Origin of the sequence: Brachyspira murdochii DSM 12563 (assembly GCF_000092845.1) — a bacterium.
In the GTDB taxonomy this organism is placed as follows: Bacteria; Spirochaetota; Brachyspiria; order Brachyspirales; family Brachyspiraceae; genus Brachyspira; species Brachyspira murdochii.
The window spans coordinates 15,575-38,075 of sequence record NC_014150.1; the positions used below are offsets into that span (position 1 = coordinate 15,575).

A 22,501-nucleotide genomic window follows, 5' to 3' on the forward strand; every position below is an offset into this window, starting at 1 on the left:
TTATTATTTTATCTTAATTTACTTTATCTGTGTTAATACTTTTGTGTTGAAAGAAACAGGTTTTTCTAATATGCTTAAAGGATCAAAAGTCATATTTCCAGCCCTCATTTCCCAATGGCAGTGAGGACCAGTTGACATTCCAGTAGAACCTATTAAACCTATAACTTCACCTTTTTTTACATACTGTCCTTCTTTTGCTATTAATTTAGACATATGAAAGTATGAACTATATACTCCTTCACCATGATCTATAACAACGCAGTTACCTCTTACAAACAACTCTCTTGATACTCTTACAACACCGTTATTGGCTGCTATTATAGGAGTGCCGTTTGTATTTGCTATATCAAAACCTTGATGATATCTTGCATAGTCTTTTGTGTATCCTCTAAAAGCTCCAAAACCTGAGGAGTATCTTCCTTGAGATGGCATTATATATACCTTATCTGCATAATTAGTAGGGGTGTAGCTTATATAAATATTTCCATTTAATAGTTCTCTTTCTTCTCTTGATTTTTGAGGATTGCTTATAATATTTTTCATAGTAGAAGTAACGCCCGGTATTTGTTTTGGTTTTGGTGGGGGAGGAGTGAAATCAAGTTTTATATCTATAGCTACACTAAGAGTAGTTTTATCTTTTAATTCTATATTTGATACGAACTGATACTTTTCATCTTGGGCACCAACATATATTCCAAATATGCTTTTATATACTTTTAAGTTTCTATCAGCATCTTTAACTTCAAAAAATTTAACTATAGGTCTTGCACTTCCAAGAAGTTTTGAATTTTCTATTTTTATTTCATCTTTAGAGGTTATGAATATAGTTGATACTTTACCTGCATAAAAAGGAAAAGGGTCTGCATATATTTTTATGTCTTTATCATAATCTTTAAAATCATCTAAAGAATCAAAGTTTTTATCTCTTGTATATAAAGCCCCATTAATAATTTTGGCATTAGAAGAAGTTATTTGTACTTTACTATTTGGAGCTATATAATAATATTTACCATTTATATTTATTTGAGCAAAAGAGTCTTTCTTTGTTTCTAATATATCATTATCTTTAAGTTCTGGCATTTTGTTTATAGTTTGACCGTCTCTTACTATCGATATATTATTTCCCAAATATTCGGCCTTGTACTGCGAATATAAGCTAAAAGAAAAAATATAAAATGATAATATGATTGTTATTATATACTTCATAACTCCCCCTAATAATATTTTTTATAATTTTATAATATATTTATTTTGATATTATTTTTTATATGATAATTGGTCTAGTTTTAATAAATGTTCTTTTATATCTCTGTTTGTAGGAGCTAGTTCAAATGCTTTTGTTAAATATTCTTTTGCATGAGGCAAATCATTTTTCTTTAGGAAAGCCCAACCCAAAGAATCTAAATAAGCTGGATTACTAGGATCTATTGATACGGCTTTTTTTATTTCTTCTATTCCTTCATCAATGTTAGTTTCAGTATCCGCTAATATAAACCCCAAAGAGTTTCTTGCATTTGCACTTTTAGGGTCAAGATTTACTGCCTTTTTTAAATGTTCTATAGCCTTTCTAATATTTCCCTTTTTGTAGTATACATATCCTAAAGCAGCATGTATTTGAGTATTTTCTACTCCAGAAGATAAAGCGTCCATAAGTTCAAATTCAGCTAGGTCATACATTTCTTTTACAGCGTATATATATCCTACGATAATATGAGCCTGCATAAGTCTTAATGGATTATCCAAACGCCTCATTATTTTATCAAATACCTGAAGAGTATTATCATAATCCTGAATTTGAGCATAGGCTAATGCTAAATGATATCCGGATTCTACATCATTTTTTTCTGAAAATATTTTTTCTAATGAGTCAATAGCTTCTTTATAGTTTTCATTTCTAAAGAATTTTATACCGTCTTCTAATTTGCTTCTGCTAGAGCCTATACTCATATATACTCCTAATATATATTTGATTTTAGCTATATTGTATATTTATAATTTAAAAATCTCAATATATTTTCTATAAAACTTTAATAAAAAAATTATGTAAAGTTTTTATAGAAAATTACATTTATTTTACTTTGATTTTGATTTAGATTAATATAAAAGTATGATTTTGTAAAAATTATATTAATTTTATAGTATAATAAAAACTATATTTTTTTTGTAATGTATTGACTTTTTATTTGTTTTGATATATTATTAATAAATCTAAAATACGGCGGCGTCGCCAAGTGGTAAGGCAGGAGTCTGCAAAACTCTTATCATCGGTTCAAATCCGTTCGCCGCCTCATTTTCTAATTATGAATGAAGCTCGTATAAAAAAACTATATTTATTTCTTGTATGTTTCGCAATAGTAACTATTGCTATATTTTTCAGATTATTTAATCTTACAATAAAAAACAGAAAATCTATAACTTCTTTAGACGGTCTTGATAAGCCTAGAGGAACTATATATGACTCAAAAATGCGTCCTCTTACAATTAATATTCCAGCTTATACAATATACCTTGATACAGAATCCGTTTCATTAGACGGAAATGAAAATACTGATATTAATGAAGCATACAGCCAAATTTTTAGTATTATTGGTATTACTAAAGAAAAATTTTCTGATTTAATATCTGCAAAAAGAAGAACTATAAGATTAGCTCAAAATATTAATTTGGACTCTTATAAAAAGATAAAAGAAATAAAAGATAAATATACAGTAAAAAGTATTTATGGTATAGAAAGCTACAAAAGATTTTATCCGTATGAAGATGTTTTTGCACATGTAATAGGATATATGAACAAAACTGAAACAGAAGGATATGCAGGACTTGAGGCTACCTATGAATCAATTTTATCATCGGAAAATGATAATCCAAAAGATATAGTATTAACTTTAGATATAGATGTTCAGACTATAGTGAGAAATGAAGTATTAAAAACTGTTGCTGAAATATCTCCTCAGTCAGCTACAGTCATAGTCTCAGATGTTAATACTGGTGCTGTAATAGCAAATTATTCTTATCCTTCTTTTGATCCTAATAATCCGTTTATCTATGTTAATAACGAGAGAATGGATAGAAGTATAATGAGTACAATATACCCCGGAAGTACAATGAAAATATTTGCGGAGCTTGCTGCTATAGAACAGGGCGTTGTAAATAGTGATGAGATTTTTCATTGTAAGGGATATTATGATTACAGCAGACAGACACGCATACATTGTGATTATCCGCATGGTGATGTAGCTTTTAATGATATATTAAAATACAGCTGCAATTATGCTATCGTTACTATAGCTGAGAGAATAGATAAGCAGTTTTTTTATGATTATCTAAAAAGATTTGGTTTCGGAGAGCCTACAGGTGTTGGACCTTATAAAAATGAATGGAGCGGTATATATCACCCTTTAAATAAATGGCATAGATTTTCACGCGGATATTTGGCTATAGGATACGACTTGAGTGTTACCCCTATGCAGATAGCTGCCTCTTATCTTCCGCTTCTTAATGGAGGCTGGAAAGTACCTATGCATGTAGTTGATGCTATTTATGACGGTATAGAGAAAATAAGTGTTACAAACAGGCTTAAAAAGACTAGAATTATAGATGAACAGTATTCTCAAATAGCTAGGGTTCTTTTAAGAAAAGGTGTTGAATCTGGTTCTACAGGATACAGAGCTAATTTGCTTAATATTGATGTTGTAGGTAAAACTGGTACTGCTATAACTGAAGTTTACAGAGATAATGAATCAGAAAAACCAGAAAAATATTATCAGTCCATATTTATCGGAGGTTTTCCTCTTGAAGATCCAAAAATATCAATACTCGTTCTTCTTGATGACCCTCAGGGAAAAGGTACGCAGTCAGCTGGAAGGGTAGCTGCACCTCTATTTGCTAAAATTGCAAATCAGATAATACCTTATTTAGGGCTTGTTGATGGGGATATTTATACCATAAATACAAATGACTTTTTATCATTAGTTCCTCCTTCTAATAGCTATTACAGTGCTACTAATAATATTATGCCTAATATAATGGGGCTTTCTTTAAGAGATGCTTTGAATAATATATCATATATAGTATCAAATAATAATGCTAAAATAGCTATACAGGGTGAGGGATATGTTTATGATTATTCTCCTCAGGCAGGCTCCGAAATAACAAATAATTCTATAGTAAGATTATTATTAAAAGCACCTATTGATAATAAAGAGTAGAGATTATTTAGGAGTTTATTTATGAATAATATACTTAGTTTCGGAGAGCTTTTATACGATGTATATGATAATGTTTCTGTAATAGGAGGTGCTCCATTTAATTATTCTATACAGCTTTCTAGGCTTATGGGACATGACGACAGGCTTAGATTTATAACTGCATTGGGTGATGATGATTATTCTAAAGATGCATTATCATTTATAAATAATGAAAATATAGATAAGTCATTGATACAGATATTAGATAATTATGAAACTGGTAAAGCTACAGTATTTCTTAATGAAAAAAAAGTTCCAGACTATATTATACATGAAAATGCAGCTTGGGATAATATAGAATATAATAAAGATATAGAAAATGCTTTAAATGAAAATTATGATTTATTTTATTTTAATATACTCTCTCAAAGAAATGATAAATCATATACTACATTAAAAAAAATATTTAAAAATATTAAATCTAAATACAAAGTATGCGATGTTACTTTTAGAAAAAATTATTACACAAAAGAAAAAATAAAAGAATCTTTAGAGTTTGTCAATATATTAAAAATCAATGATGATGAGCTTGCTGTAATAAAAGGGCTTTTTTATCCTTCATTAGAAAATGATAATAAAACTTTACTCAAAGCCATTAATAAAGATTTTAATATCGATTATATATTTCTTACACTTGGATCTAAAGGGGCAAGCGTATTTTATAATAATGAGTATATATTCAAGCCTTCAAATAAAGTTAATGTTATTGATACAGTAGGAGCAGGCGACAGTTTTTGTGCGGCTTTAAGTTATGCTATATTAAGAAATTTGGATATTAAAAATGTATTAGAGTTTGCTTCTGATGTTTCTGAGGAGATGATTCAGGTAAAAGGCGGAACAGCAAAATATGATATTAAAAAAGTAAAATCTAAATTTAATTTATAGAATTTTATGTTCTTCCAGTATAATATTTAAATTTCTCTTTTGTAATAAATAGAAGCGAAGTAAAGCGTCCTGTGTACTTTTCATTTAATATAATATTATTTCTTATATCATCATAAAACTGCTGTAAATTATTCTGCATCATATTATCTATATAGCTTGACGGATATTTAGCAATGTATTCATATATTTGTCTGTTTATTAATAGAGTTATAAATTTTTTGGGAGGAGTATTATAAGCTAAAAGACCTTCATATATTCTAATATTTTGATTTAACTGCATTTTTTCTTCTTGAGTTTTGGCTTTATCAAGTTTTTTTTCTAAATCGTTTAAAGTTGTTTGAATATTATATATATTATTGCTGTATATGGATTTTCCTTCTTCAGTAAAAATATAATTGGCATCTATATAAAAAACATATTCTTTATTGTCAGATGAGAGTAATTTATCGAATTTTTCTATTACCCTAAATTTCACATTCAAATTATAATCAAATGAATTTTGCGGGTATAAAAAACTGAAATATGCCGTTATTATTAATAATGTAAAATAAATTTTCATATACTATTATTCGGCATTATTTTTTTATTATTTTGGTATTGAAGACAATAATCTAATAAAATCCCTATCATTTGGAAATAATTTTAAAGCTTCTTCGGATATTGTATTGGCATTATTATATCTTCTTTCATTATATTCTGTAACAGCATAATTATAATATGAAACTTTCAAATTTCTTTTTAATACACTTGCATCATCGCCTATATCAGATATTCCTATTTTGTATATTTGTATAGCATTAGGATAGTCTTTTTGGCTTAAATAAGAAGTACCTATTGTATTATAATAATGTATTCTATTATTTTTAGTCATAGAACTTGAAGGATCAAAAACATATGCTTCTTCCAAAGTTTTATATGCTGCTTCATAATCATTTTTTTTAAGATAATCTAATGCCAATCTATTATAGGCATTAATTAGGTTCTTATTATATATTTCAGTGTTAGGAGACAGATAATATGCTTTTTTTGCCATAACAAGCTGTTTTTCTAAATCTTTTTCTATTTTTTTTAATGATATAGAGTTAGGATAAAGTGTTGCTATCAATGTAAATATATCTACTTCATTTCTGTCTCTATAATTACCCTGAGGAACAAAAGTAACTATTGTTGAATTTCCTGTATTTCTTATTTCTTTCTGACCAGGGTTAAATCCTCTTGATATGGTTGTTTCTACATCTATTTTTCCCTGTTCAGTGTATACTGTGCAGAAAGCATGACTTGATGTTAATACGCCTGTAACTTTAAAGCCAAACTCACTGTATAGCAAAGAATATAGTATGCTTGAACTTAAGCAATTATATTCTCCTTTATATATTAGATCCTGAAATAGTGTAGAGGTTTCAAAATATTTTTTTAATACACCGCTTGAATAAAGCCAGTTTAATAATCTTTTTCCAAATGCATAGGCTCCTTCTTCGGTATACTGAGAAAGATCTTTTTTAGCAAGATTTCTTATTTCATCTAATTTTCCTCTGTAAAATTTAAACTCTTCTTCATCAGTTATTCCAGAAGCTATTATAAATCCATCATAATGAAGCTCTAAATCATTAGTCTCTCCGTTATCAATTTTGGTAAAGAAATCATATTCTAATTCTGTAAGCTCATCAGAATCAAACCTTATTTTATCAGAAGGTTTTGCATATATAACAGAATATGTAAGAATAAGAAAAAGTAAAATAGTTTTTATATAGTATTTCATTATAACCTCTATAAATATAAAAGTTATTATTCGCTCAAATTATCAAGTTCATCTCTATATTTTGCAGCATCTTCATATCTTTCTTCTTTTACTGCCTGATCTAGTAATCTCTGCAGTTCTTCTTTATTTTTTTTATAGTCTTTAGTATTTGTATTGTTATTATATTCTTCAGGTTCTTTTTTGGTAAATATATTTTCGCTGCTTGTTTCTTTAAGGTCTTCTCTGTCAAATCTTTGATATGTAAAAGGTATGCTGTCTTTTACTTTCATAAGGCTGTCATTATCTTCAAGTACAATACCTGCTTTATCTACGACATGCTCTTCTATAAATATAGGTGCTTTAGATTTTAGAGACAGTGCTATCGCATCAGAAGGTCTGGAATCTATAAATATATTTTTGCCGTTATGTTCTATTACTAATTTAGAAAAGAATGTGTCTATATGTACATTGTCAATTATTATATTAATTAATCGTATGCCGCAGTTTTGAAATATACTGCTTACAATGTCATGAGTGAGCGGTCTTTCAATTTTGTATCCTATAAGGCTTGCCATTATAGACTGAGCTTCTAAATATGCTATCGATATAGGAACAACTTTATCAGACTTTTCCGGTTTTAATATTACAACAAAACCTTTATCAGTTATTGCTAAATTAAGTATCTTTGCTTCAACCACTTTTAAAACCTCTTTAATTTTATATACTACCTATTTATTATAATATTAATATATATATATTATTTGTCAAGGTAAATTTTTTTTATTAATTTACTTGTAGATAATGAAAAATAGTATATTATAATTTTTACTATTTGTATTGAAATATAGTTTATTTATAGTTATAATTATTTGAAAAAATCTATAAATTTATAATATGGAAGCTATGGAAAAAAGAATATTTTTTATTTTTGCATTACTATTTGTTTTTGCATTCAATTTATTTACGCAGACAGAAGATTTGCCTAAAACCCCTCCAGAAAACCCGGAAGTTATCCCCATAAGTGAGATTTATGAAGGTATGGAAGGTGTTGGCTATACGGTTATACATGGTACAAATGTAGAGCCTTTTAAGGTAAAGGTATTATCTATATTAAAAAAGAGATGGCATAACAGTGATGCTATACTTATACAGTGTGAAGGTCTTAATTTGGATCATTCAGGCACAGTAGCAGGTATGAGCGGTTCGCCTATATATTTTAATGGTAAAATAGCTGGTGCTTTGGCTTTCGGCTGGAATTATGCTAAAGACCCTATAGCTGGTGTTACTCCTATAGAGGAAATGTATAAATTATATGAAGATACTAATGCTAAATCTCCTCTTTTAGGTTTTGCTGATAATAATTCTCTTCAAACTCCATTAATATTTTCTGGTATAAGCAGTAAGGCATTTGATGAATACTCTTCTTCATTTAAAAAAAGCGGATTTTATCCTATGCAGACTGGAGGCTCTATTTCCGACACAAATCAGGCAACTAAATTTTTGTTTGGGGACTCTGTTGCTATAGTATTGGCAGACGGAGATGTTTCTATGGCTGGTATTGGAACAGTTTCTCATACTGATAATGAAAAGTTTTTGCTTTTTGGGCATTCAATGTGGTCTAAAGGAAGATTAAGAGCTCCTGTTTCTAGGGCTTATATTAATCATATAGTAGCTTCAGTAGATTCTTCTTTCAAACTTGGTGCTGCTTATTCTAATTATTTAGGATATACTGTTTATGACGGTGTATTCGGAGTATCTGGAGTGTATGGTGAAGTTCCAGAAAATACTATGGTGCCTGTAAAATTGGAAATAGAAGATCAAACTTTCCTTACAAGAGATTATAATTTTAGAGTATTAAATGATCCTACATATTTCTCTGATATACTTTCTATGGCTATATATAGTGCTATAAGTTCTACTGCAGGCGGTGAAGAAGAGGGTGTATTCAGCATAAGCTACGAAATAGAAACTGATTATTTTGAAGAGCCTTATAAAGTAAATGATAGAATATTAGCATATTCTTCTACAGATGCTTTTAAATCTGCTATAGAACAGCTTATATCTCCTATAGATTTCTTTATATACAATAATTTTAATAGAGTAGGTATAAAGTCTGTTAAATTATCAATTAAGAGAAATAATCTTGAATATGCTTTCTTAAATGATATAACTTTGGTAGAGCCTAGAGCTGTAGCAGGAGAAACTATACATTTGAGAGTAGGACTTACACCTTATGGTAAAGAGAAACAGTACATAGATATACCCGTAAAACTTCCTGTTAATTTGAAGACAGATGTTTATAGTATTTATGCTGCTAATGAATATATTTATAATTATGCAGAACAGTTGTTTATGCCTAATAAATATGAGATAAGAAGTTTAGACGATGTTATGCGTATTTATGGAAAGAGCTATGATGACAGTTCTCTTAGGGTATGGCTTTATTCATCATCAAGGGGCGTACAGATAGGTAAGGATCTATATCCTACACTTCCGCCTTCCAAATATGGTATAATGGCAAAAAATGCTACTTCTGATAAGGCGGCTGTTATTACTGCTGTTGACGGAAAATATGAAATGCCATGTTCTACACTTGGATTAATTAAATTAGATATAATAATTGAAGGGGCTAGAAAATATGAAAATCGCTAAGATTATTTTTATACTGCAGTTTATACTAATACTTACTTCTGCTAATGTTTTTGCAGTTGTTACTAGGACATTGTCTAGTACAAAAAGAGGTTTTTTTGACAATGGAGTATATGACGGAGTTATGCTTACAGAACAGGGCAGTTTAACATTAGCCCCTGTTATAGAACAAGACGGAGCTATTTCCGGAAAGGATATTTGGAAAATTTATCCTGTAAGTGACGGCGGTATGTTTGCTGCTATAAGCGGAAGCGGTGCTGAACTATATAAAAGAGATGCAGAATCTACAAATTTTACTTCTTTTGCTTCAGAAAGTAATGAAAGTGCTTTTACTGCTGTTATAAGCGACAGTCAGGGCAATGTATACGCTGCTGTAGGACCTTATGCTAAAATAATAAAGTATGATAGCAGCGGCAAGGAACTTTGGAGAAAAACTTTAGATGATACTTATATATGGGATATGAAGTTTGACAATAACGGAAACCTTTTTGCTGCAGCAGGCGGAAATAATGCAAGAGTAATAAAAATATCATCAGATGGTGAAATTAAAGAGATATTAAAAACTGAAGAACAGCATGCCATGTCATTATATTTTGACAGCAAAAATAATAAAATGTATGTGGGTACTGCTGGAAGAGGTTTGGTATTATGTATAGATTTATCTACAAATTTAGAAAATCCTTCATACAGTGTAGTCTATGATACTGCCGAAAATGAAGTTTATGCTATTACTATGGATAATATAGGTAATTTATACTTTGGTACAGCTACAAGACAGCCTGCTTATTTAATACTGCCTTCAATTATAGACGGAGATAAAAGACCTGATGAAGCTGATAAAGAGTTTAGAAACTCTCTTTATAGAGCTGATACTAATGGAACTGTTCAAAGATTATTTTTCTTAAATCAGACATTAGTTTTAGCATTGAGCAGCGATAAAAACAATAATATATATTTTGTTACTGGAGATACTGCTGATATATATAAAATTAACGGAGATGACGGACTTTTATCATATATAGGCGGATTAAAAAATAAAATACTTTCTACATTTGCAGTTTCTGAAGACGGGCTTTATTTTGCTATATCAAAAACTGGTGAGATATACAGAATAAAACATGGATATCCTAATTACGGAAGTTTTACAAGCGACACATTAGATTTAAAACTTTTAAGTAAATTAGGAAGTTTTAATGCTATGAGTACAGTTCCTCAAGGCGGCAATATATCTGTTGAAGTTAGAACTGGTAATGCTGCAAGAGTTGATAAAAGCTGGAGTGATTTTATGCCTATTGATGCCAATGGTAAAGTAAATGTTCCAGAAGGCAGATTTATGCAGTTTAAGGTTACAATGGAGACTTCTGATACTGAAATAACTCCAGTATTAAATTCTATGGATTTTACATATGTTGAAAACAATTTAGCTCCTGAAGTATTAAATGGAGGACTTACTACAAGATACCGTCAGCAGAATGATTCTTCTGAAACAGCTAAAAGCCCTCAATTAGAAGAAAACGAAGCTATGGTATATTGGAAAGGCTCTGATCCTAACGGTGATAAATTATCATATGATTTGGAATACAGATTAAAAGGTGAAAAAAATTATAGAAAATTAGCTTCCAATTTGGAGACATCATACTATAAATTTAATTCCTATTTAATGCCTTCTGGTATATACGACTTTAGAATAACAGCAAGCGATAAATATGATAATCCCGTAGGTGAGATAAAAACAAAAACTTTAGAAGTATTTAATGTTAAATATGATAATGATCCTCCTGAACTTTTTGATTTTAATGTTACTGGAGAAGGATCAGGAAGGGTAGTCACATTCAGAGTAGAGGATAAATTATCATTCATTAAAACTGTGAGATATTCTACTATAACAGGAGAATGGAGATATATAGTTCCAAATGACGGATTATTGGATTCTATGAATGAAGCATTTACTATTAATATAGATGATGCTGAAGCTGGTTCCGTTACTATAGAGGTTATGGATACTGAAGGAAATACTAAATATTATTCATTTATTATATGATTTTAATTAATTATTAATGATGTTTAATTGTAATAGGAGTAAATTTAATTATTTGCTCCTATTTTTTATTGCTATAATAATTTATTTACTTTTTTATATGATAATTAATTATAGTATGCTATGTTTCATAGAAATTTAAAAAAATTCATTTTTGACAAACTATATTTTTTAGGTATATATTAATACTCAAAAAAATTATTCATATCGTTAAATATTTCTTTCATACTTGCCTTTATCACTTTAGCATTAGGAAGAGATTGAATGAATTGAACGCCGTAATTTTTGGTATAGAGCCTTTTATCGAGTACAAATACAACCCCTCTGTCATCTTTACTTCTTATAAGGCGTCCAAAACCCTGCTTGAACTTTATAACGGCAAATGGAAGGGCGTAGTCTAAAAATGCATTTCCTCCATTTTCTTCAATATATCTGTATCTTCCTTCACTTATAGGGTCTGTTGGTACAGCAAACGGCAGTTTTGGTATAATAACTACTTCCAAATTTTTGCCTGCTACATCAACACCTTCCCAGAAAGAATCTACTCCGTAAAGTACATTGTTTGAAGATGATTTGAACATATCAAGCAGAGTATGTCTGTGTACTGATGCTGTTTGAGCTAAAGCATTTATATTTTTACTCTTTAATTTTTTAACAGTATTTTCATATACACTCATAAGTGATGAGAAAGATGTGAATAATATAAAAGCTCTTCCTCCTGTAATATCGCATACATCCAATAGTACTTTTGATGTAAAGTCATTAAATGTATCAGAGGCAACATCGGGCATATCAGCTGCTATATAAAGCCTTGCATTATCCTCATAATTAAAAGGCGATTCCAAATATATTTCTATTTTTTTATTTTTTTCTATATAATCAAAACCCAGTCTGTTTGAGAAAAAATTAAAACTTTTTGATACAGTTAAAGTAGCAGAGTACATTGCAACTGTATCAAATCTTGAATATAGAAAATCATTTAAATTTTTTGCTACTGTTACAGGTGTCAAATGCCAATTTAGTATAAGACTTCCTTTTTTTGTGAGTCTTGTCTCTATCCATCTTATATATTCATCTTTTTTATAATCTATTACAGCATTTAATGATACTAATTGTCTTTTTAGTCTCTCTAAATATGCATTTGCCATTTGTGCTATTTCTTCATAATCAAAATCTTTTTCAATGGCTATATCAAAAAACTTTTTGTATAATTTATCGCAAATATTTACAAGAGAAGTCATTGAAAGCACCATCTCTCTAAGAGGTTTTAATCCGTCATTTTTCCAATGATTAGTATTTACAAGTTCTGGGCTTATTCTAAATTTATAGCCTAATCCTTCTTTTGTTTGTATGTTTTTATGGCAGTAATTCATAAACTCTTTTGTTTTATCTTCAGTAACATTTCTTACCCTTGAAGTTAAATCATGAGCTTTATTTATTAAGTCTAGTATTTCATCATATTCATGCTTTTCGATTAATGATTTCTTATCATTAAGCATATTGTTAATACTTTCTATAATTCCAAGTCTCTTATTTTTCTTCATTCTTGAAATATAAAAAAGTGCCTTTGATATTCCGTTTTTACTTCCTTCATCTCCAAAATAGCTTGAAGCAGAGTTTTCAAAATTATGTGCCTCATCGATTAAAACTTTTGTATATCTAGGAAGTAGGCTGTATCGTCCTGCTGTTTCTGCATATAAAGATAAATCTGCACATAGTATATGATGATTAACTATTAATAACTGAGCTGCATTTAACTGCTTACGCATTTTATAAAAATAGCAGTCTTCCAAGTATTCGCATTTTCTATGAGTACAGGTATCGGTATCGCAGGCAACCATTTCCCATAATTCTCCCTGCGGTCTGTATCCCAAATCTGTTATAGAACCGTCTTTAGTTATACTAAGCCAATTATTAATATCTTCAAAAAATCTTATCTGTTCTTCAAAGTCAAGTCTGTCAGTATCATTTAAAGCATCTTTAACCTTTTTTATGCATACATAATTGTTTCTGCCCTTAACCAAAGCATATTTTACATTAGGGGCAATTCCTCCTATAATAGAAGGTATATCCTTTGATATAATTTGTTCCTGTAAGTTTATAGTGTTGGTAGAAATTACTATTCTAGTTTTATTTTCTTTAAGCCATAATAGGGCAGGTACTAAATATGCAAAAGATTTTCCTATTCCAGTGCCTGCTTCTGATATTAAATGTTTATTATTATTAAATGATTCAATGGTAGCTTCAACAAGTTCTGTTTGTTCTTGTCTGTATTCGTACTTTTTTAATAATTTGCTCAATGTACCGTTTTCTGTGAACATATATAAAGCGTCTGGAACATCTATAGTTTTTATATTTTCTGCTTTTATCGGCTTTACTACTTCATAATAATCATCAACATCATTATTAACTATATAAAAACCTACACCAGCATTATTTCCAAGTTCGCTTGCTATTGCTAAATCAGGTCTTGAAGGTGTAAGCTGTCCAGATGGGTGATTATGAATTACAGCGTCAAACTCTAATGATAATGATATTATAGCAGGTACAGAGTCTTTGTTTCCTCTAGCCATAACTTCTATATAATCAAGTATACCGTAGGCATTAAAATTTATTCCAAAGTATACTTCATTGCCGTAAGCATCTGCTATTGCTTTTCTCATGTAGCTTATTGCGTTTGTAGAAAATACGCTGTCTATTTCTCTGTCATAATTATTACTCATATAGGTATAATAATATAGTATATATTGAAATCTTTGTCAATGATTTTTTAATTATAAAAGTTAAATAATATAGTTGTATTATGATTTAAAAGTATATTATTTTTTTAATGAAACTATCTTTACAGAGCATATATCTCTTTTTATATTAATACTGCTTTATAATCAAAATATTAAAAAATTATAACTAATTTTTATAAATCTATTAAATAATAATTGTTTTATTGTGTTTCTATTTTATGTAATATATTAGAAATATATTTTATTAATTATTTTTTATATTAAAAATAAATTTATTTTCATTAATAAATATTATATTAAATTTTAATAGCATGTTTATTTATATTTTTATATTTTAAAAAATAAATAAAAAATTATATATTGACTTTTTTATAAAATAATGTATTATATTGTCAGTAAGGAATAAAATAATGAAAAAAATAGTAGAATTAGATAAGCCCAAATTTGATGATAAATTAAAAGCAGAATATTCTGAATTTTTTGATTTTTTAAATAAAAAAATAGATGCTTTTGATATGGTTAATACTAATATAAAAAGTTTGTTTGTATATTTAGTATTTGATAGTGTTTTGTACAATATTACTAGACCTGAAAGTGTTATTTGCAGATTTTCAAAGCAAGTAGAAATATCAAAAGAAGGAGATATAAAAATCTCTCTTTTGAGATTTCAGTTGGATACTTTGATTAACGATTATAAATATAATAATTTAAAAATTATATTATTTTTTAATATACCAGAAGATGAAATTTTATCAAAATATTTAATACCTAAAAACTCAAAAAATAATACTGTATCAAATACAGATGACCCTGTTTTAAATGTTGTACCTATAAAACCAATATATAGCTTAAAACAAATGGTATTAAATCCGGCAACATATGATGAAATTAATAAAATTATTATTATGATAAAAAATATTGATAAAATATATAATGAATGGGGGTTTTCAGAAATAGATTCTGTACCAAAATGTATTGTTAATTTTTTTGGTCCTCCGGGTACTGGAAAAACTATGGCAGCACATGCTATAGCAAATGAATTGGGGGTTAATATACTAGCATTGAATTATGCTGATATAGAATCTAAATTTGTGGGAGATGCACCTAAAAATTTAGTATCGGCATTTAAAATAGCTGAAAAAGAAAAATCTATGATGTTTTTTGATGAAGCAGATTCTTTTTTGGGTAAAAGAATTACAAATGTTAGTTCTAGTTCTGATCAGGCTGTTAATTCTTTAAGAAGCCAGATGTTAATTTTATTGGAATCATTTAACGGCACAGTAATATTTGCAACGAATTTACATAAAAATTATGATAGTGCATTTGAAAGCAGAATATTGAAACATATAAAATTTGAACTGCCGGATTTGGATATGAGAGCCAAAATAATAAGAAAAATGATACCTAGTAAAGCTCCTATAGATTGCAGTTTATTTACAGATGAGTATTTGTTAGAACTATCCAATATATTAGATGGATTTTCTCCAAGAGAAATAAAAAATACTATATTGGATTTATTTATATCATTTTTGTATAGCGGTAATACTGAAATAGATAAAGAATTTATTAATAATGTATTCAAAAATGCCAAAGAAAAATTTGATGAAGTAAAAAATAAGACTAATTTGTCTTCTGAGGCAAAAAAGAAATTAGAATCTTCTATCAAAGATAACTTGGAAAATAATAATTATGTTGTAGAAAAAATAAAGGAGAATACTGAAGAAGAGAATAATATTAATTAAAAATTATTATAATATATAAATTTTAAATAAGGAGAATAGAATATGAATTATAACAAAGATGATATATTGAGAGTTGCAAGAGATTATATGAAAAAAATAGAAATATCTAATAAAGACACTATAGATAGTATATTAGATAAACTAAAAAAACTTCCTGAAGATGGTGTGGCAAAAATAACTGATTATTTAAAAAATTTAAATCAGGCAGTATCTAATCATGAAGAGGGAGTATTAGGTATTATCAAAGAAGCTTGGAACTTGCATGAAGAAAAAAGAGAAGTATTGTCATTAGAAGATTGTATTTCTATGATTAAAGGGAATATTAATCCTAAAGAACATTCTGCTGCATGCATATTTTTGAAAAGTACTGGTAAAAATTCTAAACATTATGCTAATTATGAAATTCATGTTTTTTATATGGATCATAATAATAATCCTATGATAAATGGAAATAGTCCGCATTGGATAATATATACTAATGAATTGTCAAAGGATTTGAGCGAAGAATTTGGTAATGGTGATATGATAGTATTAAAATAATTATTAGGAGTGTAAAATGAATTTCTGGAAAGATTTATTAAAAAAGTTATGGGGAAAAATAAAAAAGATTTTTGCTAAAGTACTGAACTTTATGAAAAATATCTTAGATTTTTTCAAAGATCCAAGCAGACTTGCAAAATTAAAAGCTAATAACGATTTATTGGCTATATCCATTAAAGAAAAATTAGAAAGCGGAAATTATAGAACTGTTAATTGTTTATTTAATAATTCTACTAAGGAAGTAGAGGATTATAGTGAAGAAAATGCACTAGGTATAGAGTCAGAATCAATAGATGCTCAAACATCAAATACCTTTAGTGATAAAGATATGATTGTTTTAAAATAAATGGAGAATCAAATGGAGGGTAAGGATATGTTATATGCTTTAATCGGAGCTATTGTAGTTGTTGGAGGCGGATTTATTATATATAAATTATCAAAAGTAGCAGCTAATAATTTAGTTAATAAGGCTGTATATAAAGATATTGTAACTATGGAAGAGCTTATTAGATTTTATAAAAATGATGATGTTATACAGCATTTAAAAGAAAATAAAGATTTATTAGCAGTTGCCATAAAGAAACAACTAGATGATGGTAATATACATATATTAGCAACAATTTTCAATAATAATACTAAAGAAGCAGAATATATTGAAAAATATATGTTAAATTATAAAACTGCCAAATTAGACGAAGATTTGAAAAATGCTTTTAAAGATAAAGATATGATAGTGTTAAAATAATTATGGGTGCTTTAATATTTATAATATTTTATTTCATACTAACTAGGATAGCATTAAAAATAAAAAGTAATATCAGTAATAGAATTATTTATTATATTACTGATATTATATTTTTTATATTAATAATGTTTTTATTGTATGATTATTTTTTATTTGAGAATGGATTTATTAATAATAGAATTGTTAATATAATACCATTTCATATAGGTTTCTTATCTATTTTAGATAAATTCTTTATATATTCTTATAATATAATAAATAGTTTAATTGGATTTTTGATAAATTTGAATGAAAATAAACAATTAATACTGATGAATGATGAATATAAAAAGATGCTTATTGTAGAATTGGCAGTGATAGTATTTTCTATTCTTATTTTGTTTAGAGCTAGGATGATAAGAAAAAAGATAAAAAATTATTATTCAGATACTAGCCCTGCTCTTAGTATTATAGAAAGTGAAATAAGGAAAAATCTTATATTGAATAATATGTTAAAAATATCTAAGTTTGTTATTTTTATAATAACTATATGTTGTATAAAATTATAAGGAAATGTTATGGGAGAAATAATAGATGCTATCATAGATATAATACGTACTTTTATTAATATAATAAGAAGAATAATAGTTAAAATAATTAATTTTGCTAAACATATTGCCAGATTTTTTAAAGATAAAATAAAGCAGTTTAAAAAAGATATATCAAAAATTTTTATAAGCTTGAAGCTTGATAAAGATGAATTTTCTAAAAAGATTGCTGAGAATATGGAGAGCGGAAATTATAATGAAGTAAGTATGCTTGATCTTAGTCCGGAAACTGAAAAGACTGTTATTAATGTTGTTTATGATAGAGATACTAATTCTATAACAGATTATGAGGAGAATGCTGAGCTAATAGAGGCAGAAAGCGGCATAGATCAGGTAACCCTTAAAAAATTCAAAGGCAAAAATATGATTGTTCATAAAAGCTAATTATATTATTGGAGATAATATGGAAAAGATATATTATGACTTTATGCTCTTATCATCTATAATAATATTTTTTATTATTAGAAAAACATATAAATCATTAAAAGCTGCAGCTTTTGTTTCAAAACAATATGGTGAATATACAATTGAAATAAAATTATATAAGTTATTATATTTATTATTATTTTTGTCATCTTTTGCTTTTCTAATATATTCATTTTTAGAATTTATCAGTTTTATAGTAAAAGATTAATAATAAGTTTATTCATTATTATACCAATAATTTATTTAATTATAATAAGCCAAACTTTCATTAGAAACTGCATCATTATAATTAGTTACATCGAATGTGAACATAGTCTTTACTTTTTCATTTGTCAAAGGAGAGTAGAAATTATGTATAAGTTCATATCCTTTTTTAATGGCATTAGTATCATAAGCACTATAAACATAATTGCTTGAGAGAGTAGGCATACTAATATTAGGGTCTTCTTTTATGGGCTTCATTACTACTTCGAAGCCGTTTTGTCTAAAGAAAGCATAATAAGTTGGAACATATGAAAAACTAATTTCTCTGTTTTCATTTATATTTAATGAAACCACTGTACCTATATCGAGATAAGGGTATCTTCCCTTGTGATTTGCAATAAAGTTTCCAAGCGAATATATTATTATACCGCTATGATTAGTACCTTCATATATTTCTGCAGGTCTTGGTACATGCGGGTGATGACCTACTATTATATCAACGCCGTTTTCTATCAAAGCTCTGGCAGTTTTTATTGTAGCTTCTTCTGGAGCTGTTGTATATTCTAAACCAAAGTGCAGAGATATTATTTTTATTTCATTGTTTGTAGCAAGGGCTAAATCGGACTTTACTTTTTCTATCAAATCTTCCTGTTTAGGATAAAAGTTCATAAAGTAGAAATAATCGTTTTTATTAGTTTTATGGCTAAGTCCATTATCAAGCATGGTATAGGCAGATATAAAAAGAGGTATATTATTAATATTTGTTATAATAGGTGCTATGTTAGGAGAGTTAGTAGATCCTCCTAAAGTTAATTTATTATTTCTATGAAGTTCTGCTACAGTTTCGGCTTCAGCCTGAGCTCCTTGATCATAGGCATGATTATTAGCAATAGAAAATGTATTAAAATAGTTAAAGAAATATTTTAAATAATCTAAAGAGCCATTAAACTCTGGATAAGGCATAGGAGGTTTATTTGTATTAACAACAAACTCTAAATTTGCAAAAACAATATCACCTTGAAAATACTCTTTTAAATCTATTAAAACATCATTACTTTGAAATGCATTCACTATAGTAGGGTGCGTCATTATATCGCCAGTAAATACCAGCTGAATGCTTTTAGGAGGTTCTGGTATTTTTTGTTCTTTTTCTGTGCTATCCTTTTTGTCAGAGCATGATAACAGAGAAAATATTAATAGTATAGTGATGATTATTGTTTTTATCATAGTTTAGCCTAATTTTGATTTGTTTATTTTTATTTATATTATTAATTATCTTATTCATTTACAATTTCTAAATCATTTTTTTCTATATCATGTACATCTTGTATTTCATTATTTTCATTGTTATCATTAGCATCACTGTTCCTTGCTGTGTATTTTAGAGGAGTAAACTCTATTTCTACTATTCTTCTGTCTTCAACCTTCATTATTCTTCCTCTATATCCTTTTAATATAAAACGTTCATTAGTTTCAGGTATATGATCCAGCATATCAAGTACATATCCGGCTATGGTTTGATACTCTTCATGTTCTAATTCTAATTTTAAAGTTTTATTTACATCTTCTATAGAGGCATTACCATTTATAATAATTCTTTTTCCCTTAAATCTTATAACATCCGCTTCTTTTTTATCGCTTTCATCTTCTATATCACCCATAATTTCTTCGATGATGTCTTCCATAGTAACAAGTCCGGCAGTTCCGCCATATTCATCGATTGTAATAACCATTTGAAGTTTTTTCTTTTGCATATCAGTAAATAAACTGCTTATAGTTTTAGTTTCAGGTACAAAGTATGGAAGCATTATATAGTCAATAGCTTTCTTTTTTAATTTGCTTTTTTTAGAAGAGCCTTTTACATATTCTTTAAATAAAGCTCTTGTATGAAATATTCCTATTATATGATCAACAGTTTCTTCATACACTGGAAATCTTGAAAGTCCTGTTTCTACAGTAAGTCTTATAATTTCATCAACATCAGTTTCAGCCTCTATACATACCATATCTACACGAGGAGTCATAATTTCTTCTACGGTTTTATTCCTAAAGTCTATTACTCCAGTTAAAAGTTCATGAGTGTATTCTTTTATTATACCTTCTTTATGTCCTAAATGAATTATGGTCGTAATGTCGTCCATACTTGATAATGCACTTCTTTTCTCTGTATTTCTTAATTTTTTTGGAACGAAGTAATTCATTATAAAAGTAGTTATTTTATCCATTAAAAAAGTTATAGGCTTAAATATAAAATGGCAGAATTTCATAAAATAGAGAAGATAAGGCATCATCTTTTCAGCATTAACTCTCATAAGAACTTTAGGCAGTATCTCACCAAATATAATAATAAGTACAGTTATTGTAGCAGTTGATATAGTAACCATAAGATTTGTGGATATATGAGGCAATGCTTCAGCAAGCCTTATTGCAAATACAGTTATAATAGAGCTTGCTGTAATATTTACAATATTATTTCCTACAAGTAGTGTTGGTATCATAGAACTAGATTTTTCCCAGTATTTTTTATCTTCTTCTTTAATTTTTTTCTCTCTTACCAAACGCATTAATGTAACATCATCAATAGAAGTATATGCAGTTTCACTTCCTGAAAATAACGCTGAAAGCATTATAAGTATAATAATTGTCAATATTTCAAATAAATAAACTAATAGCATTTCCATAATTTTAACCTTGTATATTTATATTCTTTTTCTTAATTCCTGCATAAAGTTTGTACCAGGATCTATTTTGTTTGGATTAATATATTTTGTATTAAGTTCCTTGTATAGAGAGTAATGCGGTAAAGTTTTATCTTTATATTCATAATGAGCTATAACATATTTAATACTTTTGTATTTGTTTTGCAGATATTTTATTAATTTAACATTTGCCTCTAACTGCTCTTTTGTGAGTTTATCTGCATATCCTATATTTTCAATACTAATTGCTGTATAGTTAAATCCTACAGTATGTCTGGCTATATATTCGGTAGGAGTATTAGCATATATAGTACCATCAAAATCTACCATAAAATGAGTACCGACATTTACTTCTCCTCCTGCCTCTATATCTGGTCTTCCATGAAGCACATCTCTTTGAAAAATATTTGCTGTAACTTTCAGATTAGGAGTTTCTGCAGAATGAACAACAATTATCTGTGGATTTTCCAAATATATTAAAGGCTGTCCATAATGTACTTTCGTATATTCGGATAATAATTTGAGCCTTAGTGAATTAGGTGTTATTTTGTAATCATTATTGATAATTAATTCTTGAGTATTCGTTTGTACATTATAATCATTAGTATATTTTACACTGCTCTTTATAGTATTATTGCATGATAATATACATATTATGATAAATATACCGATTATATTTTTTAGCATTTAATTATCAATCATGCGTCCATAGCAATATTAACACTTACAAATCCTAATGAAGATTGGAATGGTATAATGATAGTTTGTAAGTTTTTAGGTATTATTTGTATTTCTTTACCAAAATAAAGTATAGGAGGAGTTATATCGCAGCTTATACCTTCTTCTGCCAATTTAGTTATAGCAAGCCCGCTTATAGTGTTTCCCATCTCATTAATGACACTTCTCATCATATCCTCAAAATCATCTTCAGAGTCATACTCTCCGCGTTTTTTATCAGTGAGATTCTCAGTGAGAAGCTGTGAAAAGTTTTCTGGGAATTCATATAAAACCTGTCCATTAACATCACCCACAATTCCTATAGCAACACCGTATCCAGAGAAAAGTTTACGTCCCTGACCTTTAACAAGTGTTCCTTTTTCCATAGTAAGACCTGCCATTTCTTTGAATATTGATACTAATGATACTATGAATGGATTAATAAATCTTACATCCATAAATTTAATAGGAGTTGTAGCCATATTTGTTTCCTTAAATTTTTATTTATTCGCTAATTATAACATAGTTAATTTTTATTTCAAT

The 22,501-nt window shown here is 27.9% G+C and carries 21 protein-coding genes and 1 tRNA gene; 12 read left to right on the top strand and 10 right to left on the bottom strand.

Annotated features, from left to right (window positions below):
* Window positions 1-18: 18 nt before the first annotated feature.
* Together BMUR_RS00080 and BMUR_RS00085 are read right to left on the bottom strand one after the other, a co-directional pair.
* Window positions 19-1,206 carry a M23 family metallopeptidase gene (locus tag BMUR_RS00080; protein WP_013112557.1) on the bottom strand — a complete coding sequence of 396 codons (1,188 nt, stop codon included), beginning with the start codon at window positions 1,204-1,206 and terminating at the stop codon, window positions 19-21.
* A 51-nt stretch (window positions 1,207-1,257) separates the two neighbouring features.
* The gene (locus tag BMUR_RS00085; protein WP_013112558.1) at window positions 1,258-1,947 is read right to left on the bottom strand and encodes a tetratricopeptide repeat protein; all 690 of its coding nucleotides are present in this window, start codon (window positions 1,945-1,947) and stop codon (window positions 1,258-1,260) included.
* A gap of 270 nt (window positions 1,948-2,217) precedes the next feature.
* On the opposite strand from BMUR_RS00085, the gene BMUR_RS00090 reads away from it, so the two are divergent.
* The 3 genes from BMUR_RS00090 (at window position 2,218) to BMUR_RS00100 (ending at window position 5,132) form a co-directional block, all read left to right on the top strand.
* Window positions 2,218-2,288, top strand: a tRNA-Cys gene (locus tag BMUR_RS00090).
* A gap of 12 nt (window positions 2,289-2,300) precedes the next feature.
* Window positions 2,301-4,208: a penicillin-binding protein gene (locus BMUR_RS00095; RefSeq protein ID WP_013112559.1), complete on the top strand. Its 1,908-nt coding sequence runs from the start codon at window positions 2,301-2,303 to the stop codon at window positions 4,206-4,208.
* Window positions 4,209-4,229: 21 nt separating this feature from the next.
* Window positions 4,230-5,132, top strand: coding sequence for a carbohydrate kinase family protein (locus tag BMUR_RS00100; protein WP_013112560.1), 903 nt, complete (start codon window positions 4,230-4,232; stop codon window positions 5,130-5,132).
* A gap of 4 nt (window positions 5,133-5,136) precedes the next feature.
* Here the strand turns inward: BMUR_RS00100 and BMUR_RS00105 are convergent, their stop codons facing one another.
* Genes BMUR_RS00105 through BMUR_RS00115 form a run of 3 tightly spaced genes read right to left on the bottom strand, consistent with a single transcriptional unit; the run spans window position 5,137 to window position 7,568 of the window.
* Window positions 5,137-5,691 carry a hypothetical protein gene (locus tag BMUR_RS00105; protein WP_013112561.1) on the bottom strand — a complete coding sequence of 185 codons (555 nt, stop codon included), beginning with the start codon at window positions 5,689-5,691 and terminating at the stop codon, window positions 5,137-5,139.
* 27 nt (window positions 5,692-5,718) lie between these two features.
* Window positions 5,719-6,891: a tetratricopeptide repeat protein gene (locus tag BMUR_RS00110; protein WP_013112562.1), complete on the bottom strand. Its 1,173-nt coding sequence runs from the start codon at window positions 6,889-6,891 to the stop codon at window positions 5,719-5,721.
* A gap of 26 nt (window positions 6,892-6,917) precedes the next feature.
* Window positions 6,918-7,568 (bottom strand): bifunctional nuclease family protein, encoded by a 651-nt coding sequence (locus tag BMUR_RS00115; RefSeq protein WP_013112563.1) that lies wholly within the window; start codon window positions 7,566-7,568, stop codon window positions 6,918-6,920.
* Window positions 7,569-7,773: 205 nt separating this feature from the next.
* Between BMUR_RS00115 and BMUR_RS00120 the strand changes: the two genes are divergently transcribed.
* Both BMUR_RS00120 and BMUR_RS00125 read left to right on the top strand, forming a co-directional pair.
* Entirely contained in the window at window positions 7,774-9,522 is a 1,749-nt protein-coding gene (locus tag BMUR_RS00120; protein WP_407636416.1) for a SpoIVB peptidase S55 domain-containing protein, read from the top strand.
* Entirely contained in the window at window positions 9,509-11,560 is a 2,052-nt protein-coding gene (locus tag BMUR_RS00125) for a ligand-binding sensor domain-containing protein (RefSeq protein WP_013112565.1), read from the top strand. Before BMUR_RS00120 ends, BMUR_RS00125 begins: the two co-directional genes overlap by 14 nt.
* A gap of 179 nt (window positions 11,561-11,739) precedes the next feature.
* Here the strand turns inward: BMUR_RS00125 and BMUR_RS00130 are convergent, their stop codons facing one another.
* Entirely contained in the window at window positions 11,740-14,280 is a 2,541-nt protein-coding gene (locus BMUR_RS00130) for a helicase C-terminal domain-containing protein (protein WP_013112566.1), read from the bottom strand.
* Window positions 14,281-14,708: 428 nt separating this feature from the next.
* Between BMUR_RS00130 and BMUR_RS14280 the strand changes: the two genes are divergently transcribed.
* From BMUR_RS14280 to BMUR_RS00165, 7 genes are read left to right on the top strand one after another with little or no spacing between them, the layout of a single operon-like run.
* On the top strand, window positions 14,709-16,040 hold the full coding sequence (locus BMUR_RS14280; protein ID WP_013112567.1) for an ATP-binding protein: 1,332 nt from the start codon (window positions 14,709-14,711) through the stop codon (window positions 16,038-16,040).
* A gap of 42 nt (window positions 16,041-16,082) precedes the next feature.
* Window positions 16,083-16,580 carry a hypothetical protein gene (locus tag BMUR_RS00140; RefSeq protein WP_013112568.1) on the top strand — a complete coding sequence of 166 codons (498 nt, stop codon included), beginning with the start codon at window positions 16,083-16,085 and terminating at the stop codon, window positions 16,578-16,580.
* Between the two features lie 16 nt (window positions 16,581-16,596).
* A complete protein-coding gene (locus BMUR_RS00145) occupies window positions 16,597-16,926 on the top strand; it encodes a hypothetical protein (RefSeq protein WP_013112569.1) in 330 nt (109 codons plus the stop codon).
* 12 nt (window positions 16,927-16,938) lie between these two features.
* Complete coding sequence (locus BMUR_RS00150; RefSeq protein ID WP_013112570.1) at window positions 16,939-17,325, top strand: hypothetical protein; 387 nt, start codon at window positions 16,939-16,941, stop codon at window positions 17,323-17,325.
* Window positions 17,326-17,327: 2 nt separating this feature from the next.
* Window positions 17,328-17,873 (top strand): hypothetical protein, encoded by a 546-nt coding sequence (locus tag BMUR_RS00155; RefSeq protein WP_013112571.1) that lies wholly within the window; start codon window positions 17,328-17,330, stop codon window positions 17,871-17,873.
* Window positions 17,874-17,882: 9 nt separating this feature from the next.
* A complete protein-coding gene (locus BMUR_RS00160) occupies window positions 17,883-18,296 on the top strand; it encodes a hypothetical protein (protein WP_013112572.1) in 414 nt (137 codons plus the stop codon).
* Window positions 18,297-18,315: 19 nt separating this feature from the next.
* On the top strand, window positions 18,316-18,546 hold the full coding sequence (locus tag BMUR_RS00165) for a hypothetical protein (RefSeq protein ID WP_013112573.1): 231 nt from the start codon (window positions 18,316-18,318) through the stop codon (window positions 18,544-18,546).
* 35 nt (window positions 18,547-18,581) lie between these two features.
* Here the strand turns inward: BMUR_RS00165 and BMUR_RS00170 are convergent, their stop codons facing one another.
* The 4 genes from BMUR_RS00170 to BMUR_RS00185 are packed head-to-tail and all read right to left on the bottom strand — an operon-like array spanning window position 18,582 to window position 22,440.
* Complete coding sequence (locus tag BMUR_RS00170) at window positions 18,582-19,769, bottom strand: CapA family protein (RefSeq protein ID WP_013112574.1); 1,188 nt, start codon at window positions 19,767-19,769, stop codon at window positions 18,582-18,584.
* A 50-nt stretch (window positions 19,770-19,819) separates the two neighbouring features.
* Window positions 19,820-21,223 (bottom strand): hemolysin family protein, encoded by a 1,404-nt coding sequence (locus BMUR_RS00175; protein ID WP_013112575.1) that lies wholly within the window; start codon window positions 21,221-21,223, stop codon window positions 19,820-19,822.
* 18 nt (window positions 21,224-21,241) lie between these two features.
* The gene (locus tag BMUR_RS00180) at window positions 21,242-21,928 is read right to left on the bottom strand and encodes a peptidoglycan recognition protein family protein (RefSeq protein ID WP_013112576.1); all 687 of its coding nucleotides are present in this window, start codon (window positions 21,926-21,928) and stop codon (window positions 21,242-21,244) included.
* Window positions 21,929-21,939: 11 nt separating this feature from the next.
* Entirely contained in the window at window positions 21,940-22,440 is a 501-nt protein-coding gene (locus tag BMUR_RS00185) for a chemotaxis protein CheX (protein WP_008726787.1), read from the bottom strand.
* Between the last annotated feature and the right edge of the window lie 61 nt (window positions 22,441-22,501).